Consider the following 21,070-nt stretch of genomic DNA (forward strand, 5'->3'; position numbering starts at 1 on the left):
AGCGGACATCCGTATCGGCAATCCGCAAACAGTTCTTTGCGAAGAAGTCTTCGCAAAGAACTGTTTGCGGTCTAGGCTGCCCGGTATGACCGACCCCCATGAGAAGCCCCATGCTCCGGACCCCGGGACGCACACGGCCGTCCTTGACGCGAAGGGGCTGCGTGCCCTGGCGCACCCGCTCCGGCTGCAGTTGGTCGGGCTGCTGCGGAAGCACGGCCCGTCAACGGCCACCCGGCTCGCCGAGCGGCTGGGCGTCAACTCCGGCAGTGCCAGCTACCACCTGCGCCAGCTGGGCGCGGCGGGGTTCGTCGAGGAGGACGCCGAGCGCGGGAACGCGCGGGAGCGCTGGTGGCGTTCGGTGCACCAGGTCACCTGGTTCGACGACCCCGAGCTGGCCGAGCGGGAGCCCGACGCCGCCCTGGCCTATCTGCAGTCCGTCGCGGCCACCTACACCCTGCGCACCCAGCGCACGCTCAACGAGCTCCAGACGATGCCCCGCGCCTGGCGGGAGACCTTCGACATGAGCGACTGGCCGCTGCGGCTGACGCCCACGGAAGCGGCGGCGCTGCACGGCGAACTGCGGGACGTCATCTCCCGCTACCGCCGGGACACGCCGGAGGGGGTGGCCGAGGCGCCCGAGGGTGCCGAGCGGGTCTCCGTGATCACCCACTTGCTGCCCGAACCGGGGGAGCCCGCTGCGCCGTCCGGCCGTTCCGGAGCCGGGGGAACGGCCGGAGCGGAATCCCCGTGACGGGCGAAGTGGCGGGCGGCGACGGCATATCCGGCCGGCGGTCCTTACGGCCGCTGGGCGGACTGCTCGCGGCGATGGCGGTCTCGCTGACCGGCACCCGCGTCTCGGCCATCGCGCTGCCCTGGTTCGTACTGGTCACCACCCACAGCGCCACCTGGACCGGACTGGTGGGCTTCTGCGAGATGGCGCCGTACGTCGTGGTCAAGGCGCTCACCGGGCCGCTCGTGGACCGGGCCGGCCCCCGGGTCGTCTCCTGGTCCACCGACCTGGTCAGCGCGGCCGCCGCCGGTGCCGTTCCCCTGCTCCACGCCCTGGACCTGCTGTCGCTGCCGCTGCTGCTGCCCCTGGTCGCGCTGATCGGCGCGGCGCGCGGCCCCGGTGACCTGGCCAAGGAGGTCATGGTCCCGGAGGCGGCCGAACGCGGCCGGCTGCCCCTGGAGCGGGCCACCGGCCTGTCCGGGGTGACCGAACGGCTCGCCGCCACGGTGGGCCCCGCGGCCGGCGGGACCCTGGTGGCGCTGCTGGGCCCCCTGACGGGGCTCGTCGTCAACGCGGCCTGCTTCGCGCTCGGTTCGGTGATCGTCGCCCTGACGCTGCCCCGCGGTATGGGGCGCGTCGTCGAGGAAGTGCCGTTGTCTGAGGGCGAGTTGGCCCAAGGCTACTGGCGGCGGTTCGGTGCGGGCTGCCGGTTCCTGCGCGGTGAGCCGCTGCTGCTCACCGTGCTCGTCATGGTCGGGATCACCAACCTGCTGGACGCGGCGTTCACCACGGTGCTGGTGCCCGTGTGGGCCGAACGGTCCGGCAACGGGCCGGCGGTGATCGGCCTGAACAGCGGCGTGGGGGGAGCGGCCGCGGTCGCCGGGAGCCTGGTCGCCGCGGCGCTGGCGCACCGGATGCGGCGCCGGATGGCGTTCTTCGGCGGGTTCCTGCTCGCCGGGGCGCCGAGGTTTCTGATCCTCGCCTCCGGCGCGCCGATGTGGGCGGTGCTCGTCGTGTTCGCCGCGAGCGGGTTCGGGTCCGGCTTCGTCAACCCGGTCCTCGGGGCGCTCTCCTTCGAGCGGGTGCCGCGCCGGCTGCTGGGGCGGGTCAACGCGCTGGGCGACGCGCTGGCCTGGTCCGGTATCCCGCTCGGCGGGCTGGTCGCCGGAGCGGCGGTGACCGCCTGGGGGCTTGTGCCGGTGCTGGCGCTCGGCGGGGCGGCGTACTTCCTCACGACGAGTCTGGCCGGGCTGCGGCCGGAGTGGCGGGAGATGGACCGCCGGCGCGGCCGGGGCCTCCGGGAGAGGCGCCCCGGTACGGATGACCGGGCGGCCGGCCGCGACCTCGCCCGGTGACCACTACGGTGAGAAGGCCCGGGCTTCACCCCTCACCCCTCGCCCCTCGCGAACTCCCCCAGCAGTGAGGCGAGTTCGGCCGGTGCGTCCTCCTGGACCAGGTGGCCCGCGCCCTCGATGAGGCGGAGGCGGGAGCCCGGGATGCGGGCGGCCAGTTCGTGGCCCTTGGCGGAGGGAATCCAGGTGTCCTGGGCGCCCCAGCAGATCAGGGTGGGCAGGGTGAGTTCCCCGTAGCGGTCCTGGATCTCGTCCGTGAAGCGCTGGTCGTTCTGCGCGATCTGGCGGTAGAAGGCCGGGCGGCCCGCGTCCGTGCACCAGGGCTCGACCAGCCGGTCGAGGACCGCCGGGTGCAGGCCGTAGTGGCTCGCGGAGGACACGTACTCCCGTACCAGCGCGCGGTGGAGGTCCGGCGGCAGCTGTGCGAACACGTCGGGGTGGGCGCCCAGCAGCCGGTACGTGGGCGACCCCCAGGGGGCGAGCGCCACCGGGTCGACGAGGGCCAGCCGGGCGTAGCGGGCGCCGTGCAGGAGGTGTGCGCGCAGGGCGACACAGCCGCCGAAGTCGTGCGCGACCACGGCCGGCGGGGTCGGTGCCGTGGCCAGGCCCCAGTGCGTGAGCAGCTCCGCGAAGACGCCGGCCTGGGCGCCGAGCGAGACGTCCTGGCCCGCCCGCTGCTCGGACGCGCCGTAGCCCGGCATGTCCCAGACGAACACCCGGTGCCGGGCGGCGAGGGAGCGGGCGACGCCCCGCCAGACGTACGAGGAGAAGGGCGTCCCGTGCAGCAGGACCACCGCCGGCGCGTCCGGCTGCCCTTCCCCGAGCTCGGTCCACCGCACCGCGTCGCCCGACGCGCCGCGGAACGGCCGGTCCAGCAGCCACTGTGTCATGACCGTCAGGCTAATGACTCCTTACCGGGGTGTCGAGGGGGGTGAGGGGTGTCGAGAAGTGGGGCGAGGCGTTCGCGTGGCCGTGGGGTGGGCGGCGGTCCGGGGCGGGCTTGGGGGCGGGCCCGCGGCGCTCCCGGCGTCGCGGGGCGCGGCGCTCCCGCGCGCTGTGGATGCGCCCCCGGAGCCCGCCGCGTCAGCTCGTAGAATCGTGCGCACCATGGTTTACCTCGACCACGCCGCCACCACCCCGATGCTTCCGGAGGCGGTGCAGGCGATGACCGCCCAGCTGACCGTCACCGGCAACGCGTCCTCGCTGCACGCCGCCGGCCGGCGGGCCCGGCGTACCGTCGAGGAGGCGCGCGAGTCCCTCGCCGCCTCACTGGGCGCCCGCCCGAGCGAGATCGTCTTCACCGCGGGCGGCACCGAGGCCGACAACCTCGCGGTCAAGGGCCTCTACTGGGCGCGCCGGGCCGCCGACCCGGCCCGTACCCGCGTCCTCGCCAGCCCCGTCGAGCACCACGCGGTCCTCGACGCGGTGGAGTGGCTCGCCGAGCACGAGGGCGCCCGGGTCGAGTGGCTGCCGGTCGACAGCTACGGCCGGGTGTCCGCCGAGGCGCTGCGCACGGCCCTCGCCCGCAACCCCGCCGATGTCGCGCTCGCCACGGTCATGTGGGCCAACAACGAGATCGGCACCATCCAGCCGGTGCGGGAACTGGCCGACGCCGCCGCGGAGTTCGACGTTCCGCTGCACGCCGACGCGGTGCAGGCCTTCGGCCAGCTGGAGGTCGACTTCGGCGCCTCCGGGCTCGCCGCGATGACGGTCTCCAGCCACAAGATCGGCGGCCCGTACGGCATCGGCGCGCTGCTGCTGGGCCGCGAGTACGCCCCGGTGCCGGTGCTGCACGGCGGCGGCCAGGAACGGCACGTCCGCTCCGGCACCCTCGACACCCCGGCCGTCGCCGCCTTCGCCGCCGCCGGCCGCCATGCCGTCGCACACCGCGCGGACTTCGCCCGCGACATCGGCGCGCTCCGCGACGACCTGGTCAAGGCCGTCCGCGCCGCCGCCCCGGACGCCGTCCTCGGCGGCGACCCGGACCCCGCGGGCCGGCTCCCCGCCAACGCCCACTTCTCCTTCCCCGGCTGCGAGGGCGACTCCCTCCTGCTCCTCCTGGACGCCCAGGGCATCGCCTGCTCCACGGGCTCCGCCTGCACCGCCGGCGTCGCCCAGCCCAGCCATGTCCTGCTGGCCACCGGCATGTCCCCGGAGCTCGCCCGGGGCACCCTGAGGTTCTCCCTGGGGCACACCTCCACCGCGGAGGACGTGGCGGCCCTGGCCGAGGCCATCGGCCCGGTCGTCGGGCGGGCACGGAGCGCGGGCCTGAGCTAGGGCCTGCGCCAGGGCTTGAACCAGGGTCTGAGCCAGGGCCTGTCCGGCGGATCAGGCCTGAGGCCTCCGGCGGCAGAACTCATGACTTCGGAGGCGCTGACCGGCCCTTCCCCGCCCGTACGGGCTTGCGCAGTTCGGCCCGTACGAGGCGCAGATAGCGGTCCCAGTCCCAGTGCGGCCCCGGGTCGGTGTGGTCCGTCCCCGGCACCTCCACATGCCCCACGATGTGCTCCCGGTCGGCCGGGAAGCCGTACCGCCGGCAGATCCCGGCCGTCAGCCGCGCCGAGGACGCGTACATGGCAGCCGTGAACGACGCCGGCCGGTCCACGAAGCCCTCGTGCTCGATGCCCACGCTCCGCTCGTTGTAGCCGCGGTTGCCCGCGTGGAAGGCCACGTCCAGCTCGCGGATCAGCTGGGCGATATGCCCGTCCTTACGGACGACGTAGTGCGCGCCGGCCTCGTGCAGCGGGTCCTGGAAGACGTCCAGCGCGGTCGCGTAGCTGCCCTGGACGACATGGATGACCACCCGGTCGATCACGTAGTCCGCCGGCCGGTCCGCCCACCGGAAGTTCGCCGGGGACGCCGCGACCCACTGCGCGCCCCGGTGGTCCACCGCACCGGGCGTGCGCGGCTTCTCGTTCCCCGGCAGCCGCCACCACCACTGGGCCAGCACATCGCGCCCGGCGAACGCCGCGGCCCCGGCGGCCACCGCCCCGCCGCCTCCGATCCACAACGCCCGGCGCCGTGTGATCCCGGGCGGGGCCTCCTGGCCGCCGCCGTTCTCCCCGTCCTTGTTCCCCATGCGCTGATCAACGCTTTCGGCCCTGTCCGTGGTTCCGTCTACCCTGGACTCGCTATGACTGATGACGCACCCCGCCGCCTCCGCGTGCTCGCCGCCATGTCCGGCGGCGTCGACTCCGCCGTTGCCGCCGCCCGTGCCGCCGAGGCCGGCCATGACGTGACGGGCGTGCATCTGGCGCTCTCCGAGAACCCGAAGTCGTTCCGCACCGGCGCCCGCGGCTGCTGCACCATCGAGGACTCCCACGACGCCCGCCGCGCCGCCGACGTCATCGGCATCCCCTTCTACGTCTGGGACCTCGCCGAACGCTTCCGTGAGGACGTCGTCGAGGACTTCTTCGCGGAGTACGAGGCCGGGCGCACCCCGAACCCCTGCCTGCGCTGCAACGAGAAGATCAAGTTCGCCGCGCTGCTGGACAAGGCCCTGGCCCTGGGCTTCGACGCGGTGTGCACGGGCCACTACGCCACGGTCGTGCTGCGCGAGGACGGCACCCGCGAGCTGCACCGCGCCTCCGACATGGCCAAGGACCAGTCGTACGTCCTCGGCGTCCTCGACGACCGCCAGCTCGCGCACGCCATGTTCCCGCTCGGCGACACCCTCACCACCAAGGCGGAGATCCGCGAAGAGGCCGCCCGCCGCGGCCTGTTCGTCGCCAAGAAGCCGGACAGCCACGACATCTGCTTCATCGCCGACGGAGACACCCAGGGCTTCCTGGCCAAGCGGCTCGGCACGGCCCCCGGCGACATCGTCGACGAGTCCGGCGCGGTCCTGGGCACCCACGAGGGCGCGTACGGCTTCACCATCGGCCAGCGCAAGGGCCTGCGCATCGGCCACCCGGCCGCCGACGGCAAGCCGCGCTACGTCCTCGACATCTCCCCGGTCGACAACACCGTCACGGTCGGCCCCGCCGACGCCCTAGACGTCACGGCCCTGACCGCGATCCGTCCCCGCTGGTGCGGCCGCCCCCCGACGGCCGGACCCGCGACCTACACGGCCCAGCTCCGCGCCCACGGCGGCGAGACCGAGGTCACCGCCGAGCTGACCGCCGACGCCGAACTCCGGGTCTCCTTCACCGAGCCGGTCCGCGGCGTGGCCCCCGGCCAGGCGGTCGTCCTCTACGACGGCACCCGCGTGGTCGGCTCGGCCACCATCGCCACCACGGAACGAGCGGCGCGCGCGGAGGCGTAGGGCGCCTCTTCCGGACCTCCGGGGGAGGGGAGCGCGGGGCCGGGGCGTGACACTCCGAGCGTCCCGTCGATCTGACAAATGTCATGGCGAGCCCGGGACACCTGGAACTGTTGCTTGGCCACGGCTGTGCACAAAGCTGAATGCCTCGCAGCAAACAGCAGTTCACAGCGAAGTGGGGGAGCACGCCGTGCGCCGGAACCAGTCCGTGGCCGAGCCCGTGTCCGAGGGGGAGCGCAGCAGTCCGCTGGCGAGCTTCGTGCCGCTGATCGTGGACGCGGGGATTCCGGTGGCCTCGTACTACCTCCTCCGCGACGGCTTCGGCCTCGGCACGGTGGCCGCGCTGGGCTGGAGCAGCGTGGTGCCGGCGCTGCGGACGGTGTGGAGCCTGGTCACCAGCCGCCGCGTCAACGGCCTCGCCCTGCTGATCCTGGTCGTCAACGCGGTGGGCCTGGCGCTGAGCACGGTGGCCGGCGACCCGCGGCTGATGCTGGCCAAGGACAGCGGGGTGAGCAGTGTGGTCGGGATCGTGGTCCTGCTCTCCGTGCGGGCGAGGCGGCCCCTGATGACCGCGGGGCTCAAGCCGTGGGTCACCAAGGGGAGCGCGGCCGGCGAGGCCGCCTGGGACCGGCTGCGGGCGGGCTCGGACCGGTTCCGGCGGGCCGAGCTGCGGTTCTCGGCGATCTGGGGGACGGCGCTGCTGGCCGAGTGCGTGCTCCGGGTCGTCGGCGCCTACACCGTGCCGGTGGACACCATGGTCTGGCTGGGCACCGTCCTGATGGCGGTGGCCGTCCTGGCGGCGATGGTCATCGCCGGGGGCAGCTGTGCCGACCCGATGCGGAGGATGGTCGAGGCCGAGGCTGAGGCCGCTGACGGGGTCGGGGCCGAGGCCGGGAGCGACGCCGGGACCGGGGCGGGTGGGGAGACCGGGCGCGCCGCCGCGGTGGCCGGGGCGGAGAGCTGAGGGCCGGGCCGGGGGCACGGTGGGGCGTTCGGGGCGCATGGGACGGGCCAAGACCGCTGGTCAACTGTGAGGTCCCGCACAGCCGGCGGGGCCGGAGACCGGGGCGCGGCGGCCGTCACCGGTGCGCTGACCTGCGGGCATGGGGTGGGCGAGGCCGCGCCGGAGGAGTCGGACGTTTGCGTACGGGGGCGACGTGTCGCATATCCCACAGTCGATCGGCGGGGTGCCGCCAAATAAGGTCGGTAAAGCGACGGGACGTCAGCGGCCACCCCGGCGAGAAATGGTGACGATAAGGACTCGCAAGGAGTTGTAGGCCTTGTGAGGACTCGTCAGGGTCCGGACCGCAGGCGGCCTTTCCGCGGCCACGAAAGGGAACGGAAGTCATGTCGACTGTTCAATCTCAGGTCAAGCCCGGCGTTCATTCCGCCGGGCCGGCATCCCTGTACGCCGAGCTGGTCCGGCGGAATCCCGGGGAGCCCGAGTTCCACCAGGCGGCACTTGAGGTGCTGGAGACGCTGGCCCCGGTGCTGGCGGCCCGCCCGGAGTTCGCCGAGGCCAAGATCCTGGAGCGGATCTGCGAGCCGGAACGGCAGATCATGTTCCGGGTCCCCTGGCAGGACGATTCCGGGGCGATTCACGTCAACCGCGGTTTCCGGGTGGAATTCAACAGTGCGCTCGGTCCGTACAAGGGCGGTCTGCGTTTCCACTCGTCCGTGAATCTGGGGATCGTCAAGTTCCTCGGCTTCGAACAAATCTTCAAGAATTCCCTTACCGGTCTCAGCATCGGTGGCGGTAAGGGCGGCAGCGATTTCGACCCGCACGGCAAGTCGGACGCCGAAGTCATGCGATTCTGCCAGTCGTTCATGACGGAGCTCCACCGTCATCTCGGCGAGCACACGGACGTACCGGCCGGCGATATCGGCGTCGGCGGCCGGGAGATCGGCTACCTCTTCGGCCAGTACCGGCGGATCACCAATCGCTGGGAGGCCGGTGTCCTCACCGGCAAGGGGCTGGCCTGGGGCGGCTCCAAGGCCCGTACGGAGGCCACCGGTTACGGCAACGTCCTCTTCACCGAGGAGATGCTCAAGCAGCGCGGCGAGGAGCTGGACGGGCAGCAGGTGGTGGTCTCCGGGTCCGGCAATGTCGCGATCTACACCATCGAGAAGGCGCAGGCGCTCGGCGCCAACGTGCTGACCTGCTCGGACTCCGGCGGCTATGTCGTCGACGAGAAGGGCATCGACCTGGCCCTGCTGCGGCAGATCAAGGAGGTCGAGCGCGGCCGGATCAGCGCGTACGCCGAGCGGCGCGGGGTGTCGGCCACCTATGTCCCCGGCGGGCGGGTGTGGGACGTCGCCTGCGACGTGGCACTGCCGTCGGCGACGCAGAACGAGCTGGACGTGGACGCCGCCCGCATTCTGGTCCGCAACGGCGTCAAGGCGGTCTCCGAGGGCGCCAACATGCCGACCACGCCGGAGGCGGTGACGCTCCTCAAGTCGGCCGGTGTGGCCTTCGGCCCCGGTAAGGCCGCCAACGCGGGCGGCGTGGCCACCAGCGCGCTGGAGATGCGGCAGAACTCCTCGCGTGAGTCCTGGGCCTTCGAACGCACGGAGGGCGAGCTGGCGGCCATCATGCGCGGCATCCACCACCGCTGCTACGAGACCGCGGAGCGCTTCGGACTGCCGGGCGACTACGTCGCCGGCGCCAACATCGCCGGCTTCGAGCGTGTCGCGGACGCGATGCTGGATCAGGGGTTGATCTGATCCGGGGGCGATCTGGCTCGGGGGCTGATCTGATCTACGGGCTGATCTGGCTCAGGGAGGATCTGGTCCAGGGCTGATCCGGCCCTGGGCTGATGTGCCTCGGGGCGGGGAGGGGGCGGCTTCGCGCTTGCCGGGGCGGGTGCGGCTCACCCGCCGTCGGGTACGGCTCCCCCCCCCACCCCCGAACCCACCCCCGCCCCCTCCCCCGAAGGGGGAGGAGGGGGAGGGGGCGGGGGAGAGCGCTGCGGCGCCTTTGCCCAGAGCTTCGGCCCGGCCCCGCCCCCGCCCCAGCCCCGCCCGCCCTATCCCAATCCGCCCAGCCCAGCCTGCCCTTTCCCGGTCCGCCCCGGCCCCCGCCCCGCCTGGCCCAGCCCGCCCCGCTTCGCCCCCGCCCCACCCCGCCCCCACCCGCTCGTAAAGTGACCGGCATGAATATCTGTGTCTTCTGCTCCGCCGCCGATCTCGACGACCGTTATGTCACTCCTGCCCGTGAGTTCGCCGAGCTGATCGGCCGGGGTGGGCATGCGCTGGTCTGGGGCGGCTCGGACACCGGTCTGATGAAGGTCATGGCCGACGGGGTGCAGGAGGCCGGCGGGAAGCTGATCGGCGTCTCCGTGGAGTTCCTGGCGCACAAGGTGCGCGAGGGCGCCGATGAGATGGTCGTCACCAAGGATCTCGCCGAGCGGAAGGCACAGATGCTGGTGCGCGCCGACGCGGTCGTCATCATGGTCGGCGGTACGGGCACCCTGGACGAGGCCACCGAGATCCTGGAGCTGCGCAAGCACGGGATGCACAGCAAGCCGGTGGTGCTGCTCAACACCGCTGGTTTCTATGACGGGTTGCACCAGCAGTTCGAGCGGATGGAGGCGGAGGGCTTTCTGCCGCTTCCGCTCACCGAGCTGGTCTTCTTCGCGGAGGACGGGGTCGGCGCGCTGGCCTATCTGGAGGAGAAGGCGGGCATCCGGTCCTGAGCCGCCGCCCCCGCGTATCCGGGCGTCCCGCTCGTTAGGATCGGTCCCATGGGTACGCATTTGATCACGGGCGCAGGGTCGGGCATCGGAGCGGCGGTCGCACGGCGGCTCGCGGACCGCGGGGAGGACCTGTGGCTGCTGGCGCGCAACGCGGTCCGGGCGAAGGAGCTGGCCGCGCAGTTCCCCGGCGCCCACACGCTCGTGGGTGATCTCGCCCATCCCGAGAAGCTGTCCTGGGCCTTCGGGCAGCAGCCGCTGCCGGACCGGATCGACTCCCTCGTGCACAGCGCGGGCGTGATCGAGCTGGGCGCGGTCGCCGATCTGCCGGCCAAGTCCTGGCAGCGGCAGCTCGCCGCCAACCTGGTCGCGCCCGCCGAGCTCACCCGGCTGCTGCTGCCGCTGGTGCGGGTCGCCGAGGGCCATGTCGTCTTCGTGAACTCCGGTGCCGGGCTGAGCGCACGGGCCCAGTGGGGCGCGTACGCGGCGACCAAGCACGGCCTGAAGGCACTGGCCGACGCGCTGCGGGCGGAGGAGCACGACAACGGCGTGCGGGTGACCTCGGTCTATCCGGGACGCACCGCCACCCCGATGCAGGAGAGCACCCACCAGCAGGAGGGCAGGGAGTACGACGCGTCCCGCTGGATCGACCCGGAGTCGGTCGCGACGGCCATCCTCACGGCCGTCGACCTGCCGCGGGACGCGGAGATCAACGATGTGTCGGTGCGCCCCGGACGCTGACGTTCCGGGCCGCCGTAGGGGTGGTTGTCCCCGCTCCCGTGAGCGCTCGGCTGCTTTCCGTCGTGGCGACGTACGCTTCATGAGTGACCATAGAAGCGAAGTCGACCGCGGCGGCGGGGTGCGGGTTCCGGGAGATCCGGGGGCTGGTGACGGAGCTGAGCCGTCAGCTCGATGCGCATCAGCGCAGCCGGATCGCCGAGCTCGATCTGACGCCGACGCAGGCCAAGGCGCTGGAGGAGCTCGGCGAGCCGAAGACGGCGCGGGAGCTGGCCGCGGTGCTGTGCTGTGAGCCGCCGAATGTCACCTATGTCATCTCCAAGCTGGAGAAGCAGGGCATGGTCGTGCGCCGGCCGCACCCTCTGGACGGGCGGGCCAAGCAGCTCGTACTCACCGAGGAGGGGCGGGAGTTGCGGCTCGATCTGCTGCGGCGGATGGGCACCGCCTCACCGCTCGACCATCTTTCGCACGACGAGCGGGCCGCGCTCCGCGCTGACCTGCTGAAGGCGCTGGGGCGGGGCGACTGACCGCTCACGGGAGAGACACCCCGCCGGGGCCCCGGGACGCACACCGCATCCCGGGGTCCCGGCCGTTTTCGTATGCGTTCAGTAAAGTTATAGCTGTAATCATTGCTGCGCGCGATAGCTACAGCTTTAAGTAAATCCATGATCACTGAGAAGAGTGCGTCGCGTACGCCGGTGCGCGAGTCCGGGACCGACGGGGCAGGCAGGGCAGGCGTCCAACTCCTCGTCCTGGCCCTCGGGTTCGTGATGGCGAGCCTGGACACCGGCATCATGAACGTCGCCGCGAGCGACCTGCGGGACCGGCTCGGACTGACGATGTCCGGCCTCACCTGGGTCGTCGAGGGGTATGTCCTCGCCTTCGCCGCGCTGCTGCTGCTCGCCGGCTCGCTGGCGCAGCGGTTCGGGGCCCGCCGGATCTATCTCGTCGGGATCGCCGTGTTCACCGCCGCGTCCCTCCTGGGAGCCGTCGCGCCGAACGGCGGCGTCCTCGTGGCGGCCCGCTTCGTCCAGGGGGCGGGCGCGGCGCTCTTCATGCCCAGTTCGCTGTCGCTGCTGATGAACGCCTTCCCCGAACCGGCGCGCCGGGCGAAGATCCTCGGCATCTGGTCGGCGGTCGTCTCCACCTCCGTAGGGCTGGCACCGACCATCGGCGGCCTCCTGGTCGGCACGCTCGGCTGGCGCAGCATCTTCCTCGTCAACCTCCCCCTCGGCCTTGCCGGGTTGCTGCTGACCCGGCGGGTCATCGCACGGGTCCCGGCCCGCGGTGCGGCGCTCGGCGGCGCCGGCCACGTCCTGGGCCTGCTGGCTCTCGGGGCACTGGGTTACGCGCTCATCGAGGGGCCCGGCAGGGGCTGGTCCGCGCCGCCCGTCCTGGGGGCGTCGGCGGTCGCGGTGGTCGCGCTGGCCGGGTTCCTCGTCCGGGAGCGGGCCGCCCGTACCCCGGTCCTCCCGGGCGCGCTCTTCGGGGACCGCGCTTTCGCCGCCGCCAACGTGGTCGGCTTCCTCTTCAACTTCGCCTTCTACGGGGCGCTGTTCGTCCTCGGGCTCTTCCTCCAGTCCGCGCGCGGGGCGGGTCCGGTGACCGCGGGGCTCCAGATGCTGCCGGCCGTTCTGGTCATCCCGTTCGGCAACATGCTCTACGCCCGGTTCGGGCCGCGGGTCGGCGACCGGACCGCGCTCACGGCCTCTCTGGCGCTCTCCGCCGCGGGCTACGCCGCGCTGTTCCTGACGCTCGCCCCCGGGCTGCCGTACGGGGTGCTCGCGCTGGTGCTGGCGGTCGCCCACATCGGCGGCGGGGCCAGCTCCCCGGCGATGACCGGCGTCCTGATGGCGGCCGCGGGCCGGGAGCACGCCGACATCGGCAGCGCGACCCTCAACGCCAACCGCCAGATCGGCTCCCTGGTGGGCATCGCCGGCATGGGCGCGGTCCTGACGGGCGCGGGCGGCGGCCACCAGGGCGCGGCCTGGGCCTTCGCCCTGGCGGCGGGCGCGCTGGCCCTCGCGGCGGTGGCCGGCCGGGTGGGCCTACGCACCCGGGGGTGAGGGGTGTCCACGGCCGGCGTGCGGGACGTACCCGGGCGGAAGGGGCGGGGCGTACGCACCGGAGCGTGACCGCCGTACGCATCCCGGCGGGCGGACCACGGCGCCACGGACCGTCCCGCGCCCGCCCACCTGCCGCACCCCGCCCCGGGCACCGGCGCATACCCTTCCTGGGTGAGCGAGAACAGCACGCAGAAGTGGACCGCGGGCGCCGCGACCGGGATCGGATCGATGCCGGGCGGTGACGCGCGGGAGGCGGCCAAAACTGTCACCGGATCGCTGGAGGCCTTCCCGTATCTGCCGGAACTGCCGGCCCGGGGCCCCGGGGCCGACATGATCGGCCGGACCCTCGGGATGCTGGTCGAGGTCTACGGCCATGTGGAGCCCAGCGGCTGGCGGATCAGCGACCGGCCGGGCCGGGACACCCGGCGGGCCCACTCCTGGCTGGGGGAGGACCTCGATGCCCTGGAGGAGTTCACCCAGGGGTACGAGGGCGCGTTGAAGGTCTCCGCGGTCGGCCCGTGGACCCTGGCCACCGCCCTGGAGCTGCGCAACGGCGAGGCGGCCCTCTCGGACGCCGGTGCCTGCCGGGACCTCGCGGCGTCGCTGATGGAGGGGCTGCGCGGCCATCTCGCGGACGTACGGCGGCGGGTCCCGGGCGCCCGGGTCGTGCTGCAGCTCGACGAACCGTCGTTGACGGCGGTGCTCCAGGGGCGGGTGAAGTCGGCGAGCGGCTACCGCACCCACCGCGCGGTGGACCGGGCGGTCGTGGAGGGAACGCTGCGCGACCTCGTCGGGGTGGCGGAGGGCGGTCCCGTGGTCGTCCACTCGTGCGCGCCCGAGGTGCCCTTCGGGCTGCTGCGGCGGGCCGGTGCCACGGGTGTCTCGTTCGATTTCTCCCTGCTCACCGAGCGTGAGGAGGAGGCAGTCGGGGAGGCCGTCGAGGGCGGTACCACGCTGTTCGCGGGCGTGGTGCCGGGCGTGGACGGCCGATTGTCAGACCCTGCCGGTAGCGTCATGGGTGTCAGGACGCTGTGGCGCAGGCTGGGGCTGGCGCCGGGGACTCTCAGCGAGTCCGTGGTCATCACTCCGTCGTGCGGACTGGCGGGTGCTTCGCCCGCTTATGCCCGCTCTGCTCTCGCCCACTGCGTCCGGGCGGCGAGATCACTCGCAGACAACCCTGAGTGACCGCACTCAAGGACCACGGGAGGACAAGACGGTGGCTGGCGAACAGCACGCAGCGGAATCCAAGGTGCCCGCCGCGGCGCGGGAGGAGCACGCGCAGCTCGCTGAGCAGATCGAGGAGCACCGCTTCCGGTATTACGTGAAGGACGCCCCGGTCGTCAGCGACGCGGAGTTCGACAGGCTGCTGCGCTCCCTGGAGGCCCTGGAGAACGAGCACCCCGAGCTGCGCACCCCCGACTCCCCGACCCAGAAGGTCGCCGGGGCCTACGCCACGGAGTTCACCGAGGTCGCGCACCGCGAACGGATGCTCTCGCTCGACAACGCCTTCGACAACGAGGAGTTGGCGGGCTGGGCCGAGCGGATCGCCGGTGAGCTGGGCGGTGACCCCAAGAGCGCCGGCTACCACTTCCTGTGCGAGCTGAAGGTCGACGGCCTCGCCGTCAACCTCACCTACGAGCAGGGCCGGCTGACCCGGGCCGCCACCCGCGGCGACGGCCGTACGGGCGAGGACATCACCCCCAACGTCCGGACGATCGCCGAGATCCCGCACCGCCTGAAGGGCGACACGATCCCGGATCTGGTCGAGGTGCGCGGGGAGGTCTTCTTCCCGATGGAGAAGTTCCTCGCGCTCAACGAGCGGCTGGTGGCCGACGGCAAACCGCCGTTCGCCAACCCCCGTAACGCCGCGGCCGGTTCGCTGCGCCAGAAGGACCCCAAGATCACCGCGAGCCGCCCGCTGCACATGGTCGTCCATGGCATCGGCGCCCGCGACGGCCTGGAGATCGACCGGCTGTCGGAGGCCTACGACCTGCTCAAGGAGTGGGGCCTGCCGACGGCCACGCACAACCGGGTTGTCGACTCCCTGGAGGCCGTACGGGAGTTCATCGGCCACTACGGCGACGCCGACACCCGCCGCACCGCCGTCGAGCACGAGATCGACGGCGTGGTCGTCAAGCTGGACGAGATCCGGCTCCAGGGGCGGCTGGGCTCGACCTCGCGCGCGCCGCGCTGGGCGATCGCCTGGAAGTACCCGCCCGAGGAGGTCAACACCAAGCTGGTCGACATCCGCGTCGGCGTCGGCCGTACGGGCCGGGTCACGCCGTACGCCGTGGTCGAGCCGGTGACGGTGGCGGGCTCCGAGGTGGAGTTCGCGACCCTGCACAACCAGGACGTGGTCAAGGCCAAGGGCGTGTTCATCGGCGACACCGTCGTGATCCGCAAGGCCGGCGACGTCATCCCGGAGATCCTCGGCCCGGTCGTCGACCTGCGCAACGGCAGCGAGCGGGAGTTCGTGATGCCGGCCGAGTGCCCCGAGTGCGGGACGGCGCTGCAGCCCGCCAAGGAGGGCGATATCGACCTGCGCTGCCCCAACGCCCGCGCCTGCCCCGCCCAGATCCGTGAGCGGCTGTTCTACCTGGCCGGCCGCAAGTGTCTGGACATCGAGAACTTCGGCTATGTCGCGGCGACGGCACTCAGCCAGCCGCTGGAGCCCGCCGAGCCGCCGCTGAAGGATGAAGGGGACCTTTTCGGCCTTTCCATCGAGCAGCTGCTGCCGATCAAGTCGCATGTCCTCGACCCGGATTCCGGTCTGCCCAAGCGCGACCCGAAGACGGGCGAGGAGAAGGTCGTCACCTTCTTCGCCAACCAGAAGGGCGAGCCGAAGAAGAACGCCCTGGCCATGCTGGAACACATCGAGGCGGCCAAGCAGCGCCCGCTGGCCAGGATCATCACCGGTCTGTCGATCCGCCATGTGGGCCCGGTGGCGGCCGAGGCGCTGGCGCGCGAGTTCCGCTCCCTCGACCGCATCCGGGACGCCGAGGAGGCCGAGCTGGCCGCCGTGGACGGCGTCGGGCCCACCATCGCGGCCTCGCTGAAGCAGTGGTTCGCCGTGGACTGGCACCGGCAGATCATCGAGTCCTGGCGGGCCGCGGGCGTCCGAATGGAGGCGGAGCACACGGGTGACGAGGGCCCACGTCCGCTGGAAGGCGTCACCGTCGTCGTAACGGGCACACTTCAGTCACACACCAGAGATGGCGCGAAAGAGGCCCTCCAGAACCTCGGAGCGAAGGTGACCGGTTCCGTTTCGAAGAAGACCGGATTCGTAGTGGTGGGCGACAACCCTGGTTCGAAGTACGACAAGGCCATGCAGTTGAAGGTCCCCGTGTTGGACGATGATGGCTTCGCGGTGCTGCTGGAGCAGGGTCCTGACGCAGCGCGAGCGGTAGCTGTCACTCCACCTGAGGAGGAGTGAGGTGTCACCTCATCGGCGCATACCAGATTGATCCGCGACGCCGGGTCGCATTCGGGCAACCGTCGTCGATCGCTGCCCGTCGCGGCCTTCCGCGGCCTACTGTTGAGGAGTGCGCCTGCCGTGGCGCGGGCACAGCCGGCTGTGAGAGGGATCGGAATGAAACCGACCGACAGCGCCGCTCCGGCGTCGCGGCTCCGGCGGCTCGTCGTGCCCGCGCTGCCCGCGACCATCGTCACCGTGGCGGGCCTCGCGCTCGCCACGGGCGTCATCGTGACCCTGGGCGAAGGTGAGGCACTCTTCCCCGGCGCCACCGTGGGCTGGTCGCTGGCGATCCTCACCGGCATCATCGTCGGCCACCTGGTCGCCCTCGGCCGGGACCGCTGGTGGGGCGGCACGGGCTCCGGCGCCGCCCTCGCCCTCGCCGTCCTGCTGCTCTACGGCTGGGTGCCCGCCGTCCTCGTCAGCCTCTCCGTGGTCGTCCTGGTCGGTGCCGCCCGGCGGCACCGCTGGCGACAGGCCGTGGTGCACGGTGCCGTGGACATCCTCGGCCTCGGCACCGCGGCGCTCGGCCTCGCCGCGTTCGGTGTGGCCTCCAGCGTCCGCCACCCCTGGGGCCCGCCGTCCTGGAACCTCGCGGTCCTCCCCGAAGTCGTCGTCACCGCCGCCGGCTACCTCTTCGTCAGCCGCGGCCTGCTCTGGCTCAGCCTCACCCCGCGCACCGGCCAGCTGCCGGCCATCCCTCGAACGGCCGTGCTGCGTCAGGCCCTCGTCGGCATCGCGCTGCTCGGCATCTCCCCGCTGATCGCCGTCTGCGCCGTCCACGCCCCCCTGCTGCTGCCGCTGTTCGCGGTCCCGCTGATCGCGCTGGACTCCACCCTCTGGATCGCCCGCGTCCGCGCCGAGGAGCAACTGCGCGACCCGCTCACCGGCCTGCCCAACCGCCAGTGGCTGCTGGAGCGCACCTGGACCGCCCTGGACGACGCCGAACGCGTCGGCGCCCGCTCGGCGCTGGTCCTCATCGACCTGGACCGCTTCCGTTCCGTCAACGACACCCTCGGCCACCTCGCCGGCGACCGCCTGCTGCTCCAGATCGCCGAACGCCTGCGGCACGCCCTCCCGCGGGGCGCCGAGGCGGCCCGGCTCGGCGGCGACGAGTTCGCCGTCCTGCTGCCCACCACCGACTCCCTCACCAGCTCCCAGCGGGCGGCCCGCAACCTCGTCGCCGCCCTCGGCTCCCCGCTGGACCTCGACGGACTCACCCTCGTGCTCGAAGCCAGCGCGGGGGTCGCCGTCTTCCCCGATCACGCCCTCGACGCCGAGGGGCTGCTGCGCCGCGCCGATGTGGCGATGTACCAGGCCAAGCGCGACCGCAGCGGTGTCGAGCTCTACGAGGCCAAGCGGGACGGCAACACCCCCGACCGGCTGGGCCTGTTGGGCGATCTGCGCCGCGCCCTGGACGCCGGCGACGTCGAGCTGCACTACCAGCCCAAGGTCGGCTTCGACGGGCATGTGGCCGGACTGGAGGCGCTGGTCCGCTGGGTGCACCCGGACCGCGGCCGGGTGCCACCGGACGAGTTCATCGCCATCGCCGAGTCCTCCGGGCTGATGCCCCGGCTGACGGAGTACGTCCTGGAGACCGCGCTCGCCCAGGTGGCGCGCTGGCGCGCGATGGGCCTGGAGGTGCCGGTCGCGGTCAACGTCTCCCCGCGCGACGTGCACTCCCCGGGCTTCGCCGGAGCGGTCGCCGCGCGGCTCGCCCGGCACCGCGTCCCACCCGGCGCCCTCCAACTGGAGATAACCGAGCACGTCCTCCTGGAGGACCCGCAGCGGGCCGCCGACACCCTCGCCGGGCTCACCGCGCACGGCGTCAAGATGTCCCTCGACGACTTCGGTACCGGCTACTCCTCGCTCGTCCACCTGAGGCGGCTCCCGGTCAGCGAGCTCAAGATCGACCGCTCGTTCGTGGCCCGGCTGGCCGTCGACACCGAGGACGCGGAGATCGTCCGCTGCACCCTCGACCTCGCCCATTCCCTCGGCCTCCTGGTCGTCGCGGAGGGTGTCGAGGACGACGAGACCTGGGAGCGGCTGCGCGATCTCGGCTGCGACGCCGTCCAGGGCTGGCTGGTGGCCGCGGCGATGCCACCGGACGAGACCACCGCCTGGCTGAGAGCCCGCGGCGAGCGCGGCTGGCAGCGCGCCTCGGAGACGGCCGCCCTCGCGGCGGAGAAGGGCGCCGAGCGCCCTTCCGGACAGGTCCTGAACTGACCCGGCCACCGGCCGTCCCATGTCCCCGCTCCGAAGCAACCGCGCAGCAGCCTCCGGCCCCGGCCCGTCCCGAGGAGGACGACCACGGGCCGTCGGGGGAGACGGCTGCGGCCGACGCGTCCGCTGAGGCGACCGATGAGGCCGGCGCGGCCGAGGCGTCCGATGCGGTCGGCACATCTGACGCGGCCGGCACGATGGATACGGCCGATGAATCCGGTGCGTTCGAGGTGCCGGACGAGCCTGCGCCGTCCAATGAGCCTGTGCTGTCCAACGAGCCCGCGTCGCTCACCGAGCCGGCGTCGCCCGTCGGGCCTGCCCGGCCCGACGAGTCCGACGCGTCGGACGACTCCGGAGCGTCTGACTGCTCCGGCGCTTCCGACCCGCCCGCCGCGCCCGGTGGCTCCGACGTGAACGGCGCACCCGGCGCTCCCGCACAGTCCGCCCCGCCCGACGCCCCCGCCCCCAGGGCCCACGGCGGACGCGACCCCGGCGGCGAAGCAGCCCGATGAGCCGGCCGGTCCGGGGCCCGGCGGACGTGCCCCGGGCCCGCCGGTGGAGCGTGAAAACGGTGCGTGTCCGGCGTTCGCGGCGGCGCCCGGCGAAACGGTTTCGCGGCAGCTCTTCCGTACGCCATAGGATTGGGCCGGAAAAGTTCACAGGAGTATTCGCCGAGAAGACTCCGCCTGGACATTCCGCCCGGAACACTCCGCCAAGAACACCAGAGGATCGCTGCATGCCTGGCATCACGCGCGAGGAGGTCGCTCACCTCGCCCGGCTGGCACGTCTGGAGCTGAAGGCCGAAGAGCTCGACCACTTCGCCGGACAGCTCGACGACATCATCGGCGCGGTCGCCCGCGTCTCCGAGGTCGCCGATCAAGACGTCCCGCCGACCTCCCACCCGCTGCCGCTGACCAATGTCATGCGGCCGGACGAGGTCCGTCCGTCGCTGACTCCCGAGCAGGCGCTCTCCGGCGCCCCGGCCCAGGAGCAGCAGCGTTTCAAGGTGCCGCAGATCCTGGGGGAGGAGTGACCGACATGGCAGACCTGATCAAGCTCACCGCCGCCGAGATCGCGGCCAAGATCGCCTCCGGCGAGCTCACCGCCGTCGAGGTGACCGAGGCCCACCTGGCCCGCATCGAGGCCGTCGACGAGAAGGTGCACGCCTTCCTGCACGTCGACCGCGAGGGCGCGCTCGCCCAGGCCCGCGCCGTCGACGAGAAGAAGGCCCGCGGCGAGAAGCTCGGGCCGCTGGCCGGCGTCCCGCTCGCGCTCAAGGACATCTTCACGACGGAGGGCATTCCCACCACCGTCGGCTCGAAGATCCTCGAAGGCTGGCTGCCGCCGTACGACGCGACGCTGACCAAGAAGCTCAAGGCCGCCGACGTCGTCATCCTCGGCAAGACCAACATGGACGAGTTCGCCATGGGGTCGTCGACGGAGAACAGCGCCTACGGGCCGACCGGCAACCCCTGGGACCTCACCAAGATCCCCGGCGGCTCCGGCGGCGGCTCCAGCGCCGCCCTCGCCTCCTACGAGGCCCCGCTCGCCATCGGCACGGACACCGGCGGCTCCATCCGCCAGCCCGCGTCCGTCACCGGCACGGTCGGCGTCAAGCCCACCTACGGCGGCGTCTCCCGCTACGGCATGGTGGCGTTCTCCAGCTCCCTCGACCAGGGCGGGCCCTGCGCCCGTACGGTGCTGGACGCGGCGCTGCTCCACGAGGTCATCGCCGGGCACGACCCGCTGGACTCCACCTCCATCGACGCGCCGGTCCCGCCGGTCGTCGAGGCGGCCCGCAACGGCAGCGTCGAGGGCATGCGCGTCGGCGTCGTCAAGCAGTTCCGCGGTGAGGGCTACCAGGCCGGTGTCATCCAGCGCTTCGACGAGTCGGTCGCGCTGATGAAGGAGCTGGGCGCCGAGATCGTCGAGCTGGACTGCCCGTCCTTCGACCTCGCGCTGTCGGCGTACTACCTGATCGCGCCGTCGGAGTGCTCCTCCAACCTGGCCCGCTTCGACGCCATGCGCTACGGCCTGCGGGTCGGCGACGACGGCACCAAGTCCGCCGAGGACGTCACGGCCCTGACCCGCGAGGCCGGCTTCGGCCCCGAGGTCAAGCGCCGGATCATGCTCGGCACGTACGCGCTCAGCTCCGGCTACTACGACGCGTACTACGGCTCCGCCCAGAAGGTGCGGACGCTGATCACCCGCGACTTCGAGAAGGCCTTCGAGCAGGTCGACGTGATCGTTTCGCCGACCACGCCGACCACCGCCTTCCCGATCGGCGAGCGCGCCGACGACCCGATGGCGATGTACCTCGCCGACCTGTGCACGATCCCCACCAACCTGGCAGGCAACGCGGCGATGTCGCTGCCCTGCGGCCTGGCTCCCGAGGACGGGATGCCGGTGGGCCTGCAGATCATCGCTCCTGCCATGGCCGACGACCGGCTCTACAAGGTCGGTGCCGCGGTCGAGGCCGCGTACACCGCCAAGTGGGGTCACCCGCTGCTTGAGGAGGCACCTGCACTGTGAGCGC

17 protein-coding genes are annotated in these 21,070 nt (G+C 72.5%); 15 read left to right on the forward strand and 2 right to left on the reverse strand.

What is annotated here, in order from left to right; genetic code table 11:
• The first annotated feature begins 85 nt into the window (after positions 1-85).
• The gene (locus ACWC9R_RS17530; protein ID WP_450732472.1) at positions 86-751 is read left to right on the forward strand and encodes an ArsR/SmtB family transcription factor; all 666 of its coding nucleotides are present in this window, start codon (positions 86-88) and stop codon (positions 749-751) included.
• A complete protein-coding gene (locus ACWC9R_RS17535) occupies positions 748-2,085 on the forward strand; it encodes an MFS transporter (RefSeq protein ID WP_450732474.1) in 1,338 nt (445 codons plus the stop codon). Before ACWC9R_RS17530 ends, ACWC9R_RS17535 begins: the two co-directional genes overlap by 4 nt.
• Positions 2,086-2,117: 32 nt before the next feature.
• Here ACWC9R_RS17535 and ACWC9R_RS17540 read toward each other — a convergent pair whose 3' ends face one another.
• On the reverse strand, positions 2,118-2,972 hold the full coding sequence (locus ACWC9R_RS17540; protein ID WP_450732476.1) for an alpha/beta fold hydrolase: 855 nt from the start codon (positions 2,970-2,972) through the stop codon (positions 2,118-2,120).
• 217 nt (positions 2,973-3,189) lie between these two features.
• Between ACWC9R_RS17540 and ACWC9R_RS17545 the strand changes: the two genes are divergently transcribed.
• Positions 3,190-4,359, forward strand: a complete 1,170-nt coding sequence (locus tag ACWC9R_RS17545; protein WP_450732478.1) for a cysteine desulfurase family protein — start codon at positions 3,190-3,192, stop codon at positions 4,357-4,359.
• Positions 4,360-4,438: 79 nt separating this feature from the next.
• On the opposite strand, the gene ACWC9R_RS17550 is transcribed toward ACWC9R_RS17545, so the two are convergent.
• Complete coding sequence (locus tag ACWC9R_RS17550; protein WP_450732480.1) at positions 4,439-5,161, reverse strand: N-acetylmuramoyl-L-alanine amidase; 723 nt, start codon at positions 5,159-5,161, stop codon at positions 4,439-4,441.
• A gap of 54 nt (positions 5,162-5,215) precedes the next feature.
• On the opposite strand from ACWC9R_RS17550, the gene mnmA reads away from it, so the two are divergent.
• The 12 genes from mnmA (at position 5,216) to gatA (ending at position 21,066) form a co-directional block, all read left to right on the forward strand.
• The gene (gene mnmA / locus ACWC9R_RS17555; RefSeq protein ID WP_450732482.1) at positions 5,216-6,346 is read left to right on the forward strand and encodes a tRNA 2-thiouridine(34) synthase MnmA; all 1,131 of its coding nucleotides are present in this window, start codon (positions 5,216-5,218) and stop codon (positions 6,344-6,346) included.
• A 217-nt stretch (positions 6,347-6,563) separates the two neighbouring features.
• Entirely contained in the window at positions 6,564-7,307 is a 744-nt protein-coding gene (locus ACWC9R_RS17560) for a VC0807 family protein (RefSeq protein WP_450732526.1), read from the forward strand.
• A 383-nt stretch (positions 7,308-7,690) separates the two neighbouring features.
• The gene (gene gdhA, locus ACWC9R_RS17565) at positions 7,691-9,067 is read left to right on the forward strand and encodes an NADP-specific glutamate dehydrogenase (RefSeq protein WP_393363429.1); all 1,377 of its coding nucleotides are present in this window, start codon (positions 7,691-7,693) and stop codon (positions 9,065-9,067) included.
• A 428-nt stretch (positions 9,068-9,495) separates the two neighbouring features.
• On the forward strand, positions 9,496-10,038 hold the full coding sequence (locus ACWC9R_RS17570) for an LOG family protein (protein WP_450732484.1): 543 nt from the start codon (positions 9,496-9,498) through the stop codon (positions 10,036-10,038).
• A gap of 48 nt (positions 10,039-10,086) precedes the next feature.
• Positions 10,087-10,776, forward strand: a complete 690-nt coding sequence (locus ACWC9R_RS17575) for an SDR family oxidoreductase (protein ID WP_450732486.1) — start codon at positions 10,087-10,089, stop codon at positions 10,774-10,776.
• 83 nt (positions 10,777-10,859) lie between these two features.
• A complete protein-coding gene (locus ACWC9R_RS17580) occupies positions 10,860-11,300 on the forward strand; it encodes a MarR family winged helix-turn-helix transcriptional regulator (RefSeq protein WP_450732488.1) in 441 nt (146 codons plus the stop codon).
• Positions 11,301-11,438: 138 nt separating this feature from the next.
• Positions 11,439-12,839 carry an MFS transporter gene (locus ACWC9R_RS17585; protein WP_450732490.1) on the forward strand — a complete coding sequence of 467 codons (1,401 nt, stop codon included), beginning with the start codon at positions 11,439-11,441 and terminating at the stop codon, positions 12,837-12,839.
• A 171-nt stretch (positions 12,840-13,010) separates the two neighbouring features.
• Positions 13,011-14,024 carry a methionine synthase gene (locus ACWC9R_RS17590; protein ID WP_450732492.1) on the forward strand — a complete coding sequence of 338 codons (1,014 nt, stop codon included), beginning with the start codon at positions 13,011-13,013 and terminating at the stop codon, positions 14,022-14,024.
• Between the two features lie 31 nt (positions 14,025-14,055).
• Positions 14,056-16,272 carry an NAD-dependent DNA ligase LigA gene (ligA, locus tag ACWC9R_RS17595; RefSeq protein ID WP_450732493.1) on the forward strand — a complete coding sequence of 739 codons (2,217 nt, stop codon included), beginning with the start codon at positions 14,056-14,058 and terminating at the stop codon, positions 16,270-16,272.
• A 156-nt stretch (positions 16,273-16,428) separates the two neighbouring features.
• On the forward strand, positions 16,429-18,537 hold the full coding sequence (locus tag ACWC9R_RS17600; protein ID WP_450732495.1) for a putative bifunctional diguanylate cyclase/phosphodiesterase: 2,109 nt from the start codon (positions 16,429-16,431) through the stop codon (positions 18,535-18,537).
• A gap of 733 nt (positions 18,538-19,270) precedes the next feature.
• On the forward strand, positions 19,271-19,567 hold the full coding sequence (gene gatC, locus ACWC9R_RS17605; RefSeq protein WP_006602950.1) for an Asp-tRNA(Asn)/Glu-tRNA(Gln) amidotransferase subunit GatC: 297 nt from the start codon (positions 19,271-19,273) through the stop codon (positions 19,565-19,567).
• Positions 19,568-19,572: 5 nt separating this feature from the next.
• On the forward strand, positions 19,573-21,066 hold the full coding sequence (gene gatA, locus ACWC9R_RS17610; protein ID WP_393363417.1) for an Asp-tRNA(Asn)/Glu-tRNA(Gln) amidotransferase subunit GatA: 1,494 nt from the start codon (positions 19,573-19,575) through the stop codon (positions 21,064-21,066).
• Positions 21,067-21,070 lie beyond the last annotated feature (4 nt).

Source organism: Streptomyces sp. NPDC001219 (assembly GCF_053597915.1).

Bases quoted from the DNA above. Each gene is read 5' to 3' on its own strand.
- ACWC9R_RS17530 (WP_450732472.1), top strand. From the start codon at position 86: ATGACCGACCCCCATGAGAAGCCCCATGCTCCGGACCCCGGGACGCAC.
- ACWC9R_RS17540 (WP_450732476.1), bottom strand. From the start codon at position 2,972: ATGACACAGTGGCTGCTGGACCGGCCGTTCCGCGGCGCGTCGGGCGAC.
- ACWC9R_RS17545 (WP_450732478.1), top strand. From the start codon at position 3,190: ATGGTTTACCTCGACCACGCCGCCACCACCCCGATGCTTCCGGAGGCG.
- ACWC9R_RS17550 (WP_450732480.1), bottom strand. From the start codon at position 5,161: ATGGGGAACAAGGACGGGGAGAACGGCGGCGGCCAGGAGGCCCCGCCC.
- mnmA (WP_450732482.1), top strand. From the start codon at position 5,216: ATGACTGATGACGCACCCCGCCGCCTCCGCGTGCTCGCCGCCATGTCC.
- gdhA (WP_393363429.1), top strand. From the start codon at position 7,691: ATGTCGACTGTTCAATCTCAGGTCAAGCCCGGCGTTCATTCCGCCGGG.
- ACWC9R_RS17570 (WP_450732484.1), top strand. From the start codon at position 9,496: ATGAATATCTGTGTCTTCTGCTCCGCCGCCGATCTCGACGACCGTTAT.
- ACWC9R_RS17575 (WP_450732486.1), top strand. From the start codon at position 10,087: ATGGGTACGCATTTGATCACGGGCGCAGGGTCGGGCATCGGAGCGGCG.
- ACWC9R_RS17585 (WP_450732490.1), top strand. From the start codon at position 11,439: ATGATCACTGAGAAGAGTGCGTCGCGTACGCCGGTGCGCGAGTCCGGG.
- ACWC9R_RS17600 (WP_450732495.1), top strand. From the start codon at position 16,429: ATGAAACCGACCGACAGCGCCGCTCCGGCGTCGCGGCTCCGGCGGCTC.
- gatC (WP_006602950.1), top strand. From the start codon at position 19,271: ATGCCTGGCATCACGCGCGAGGAGGTCGCTCACCTCGCCCGGCTGGCA.
- gatA (WP_393363417.1), top strand. From the start codon at position 19,573: ATGGCAGACCTGATCAAGCTCACCGCCGCCGAGATCGCGGCCAAGATC.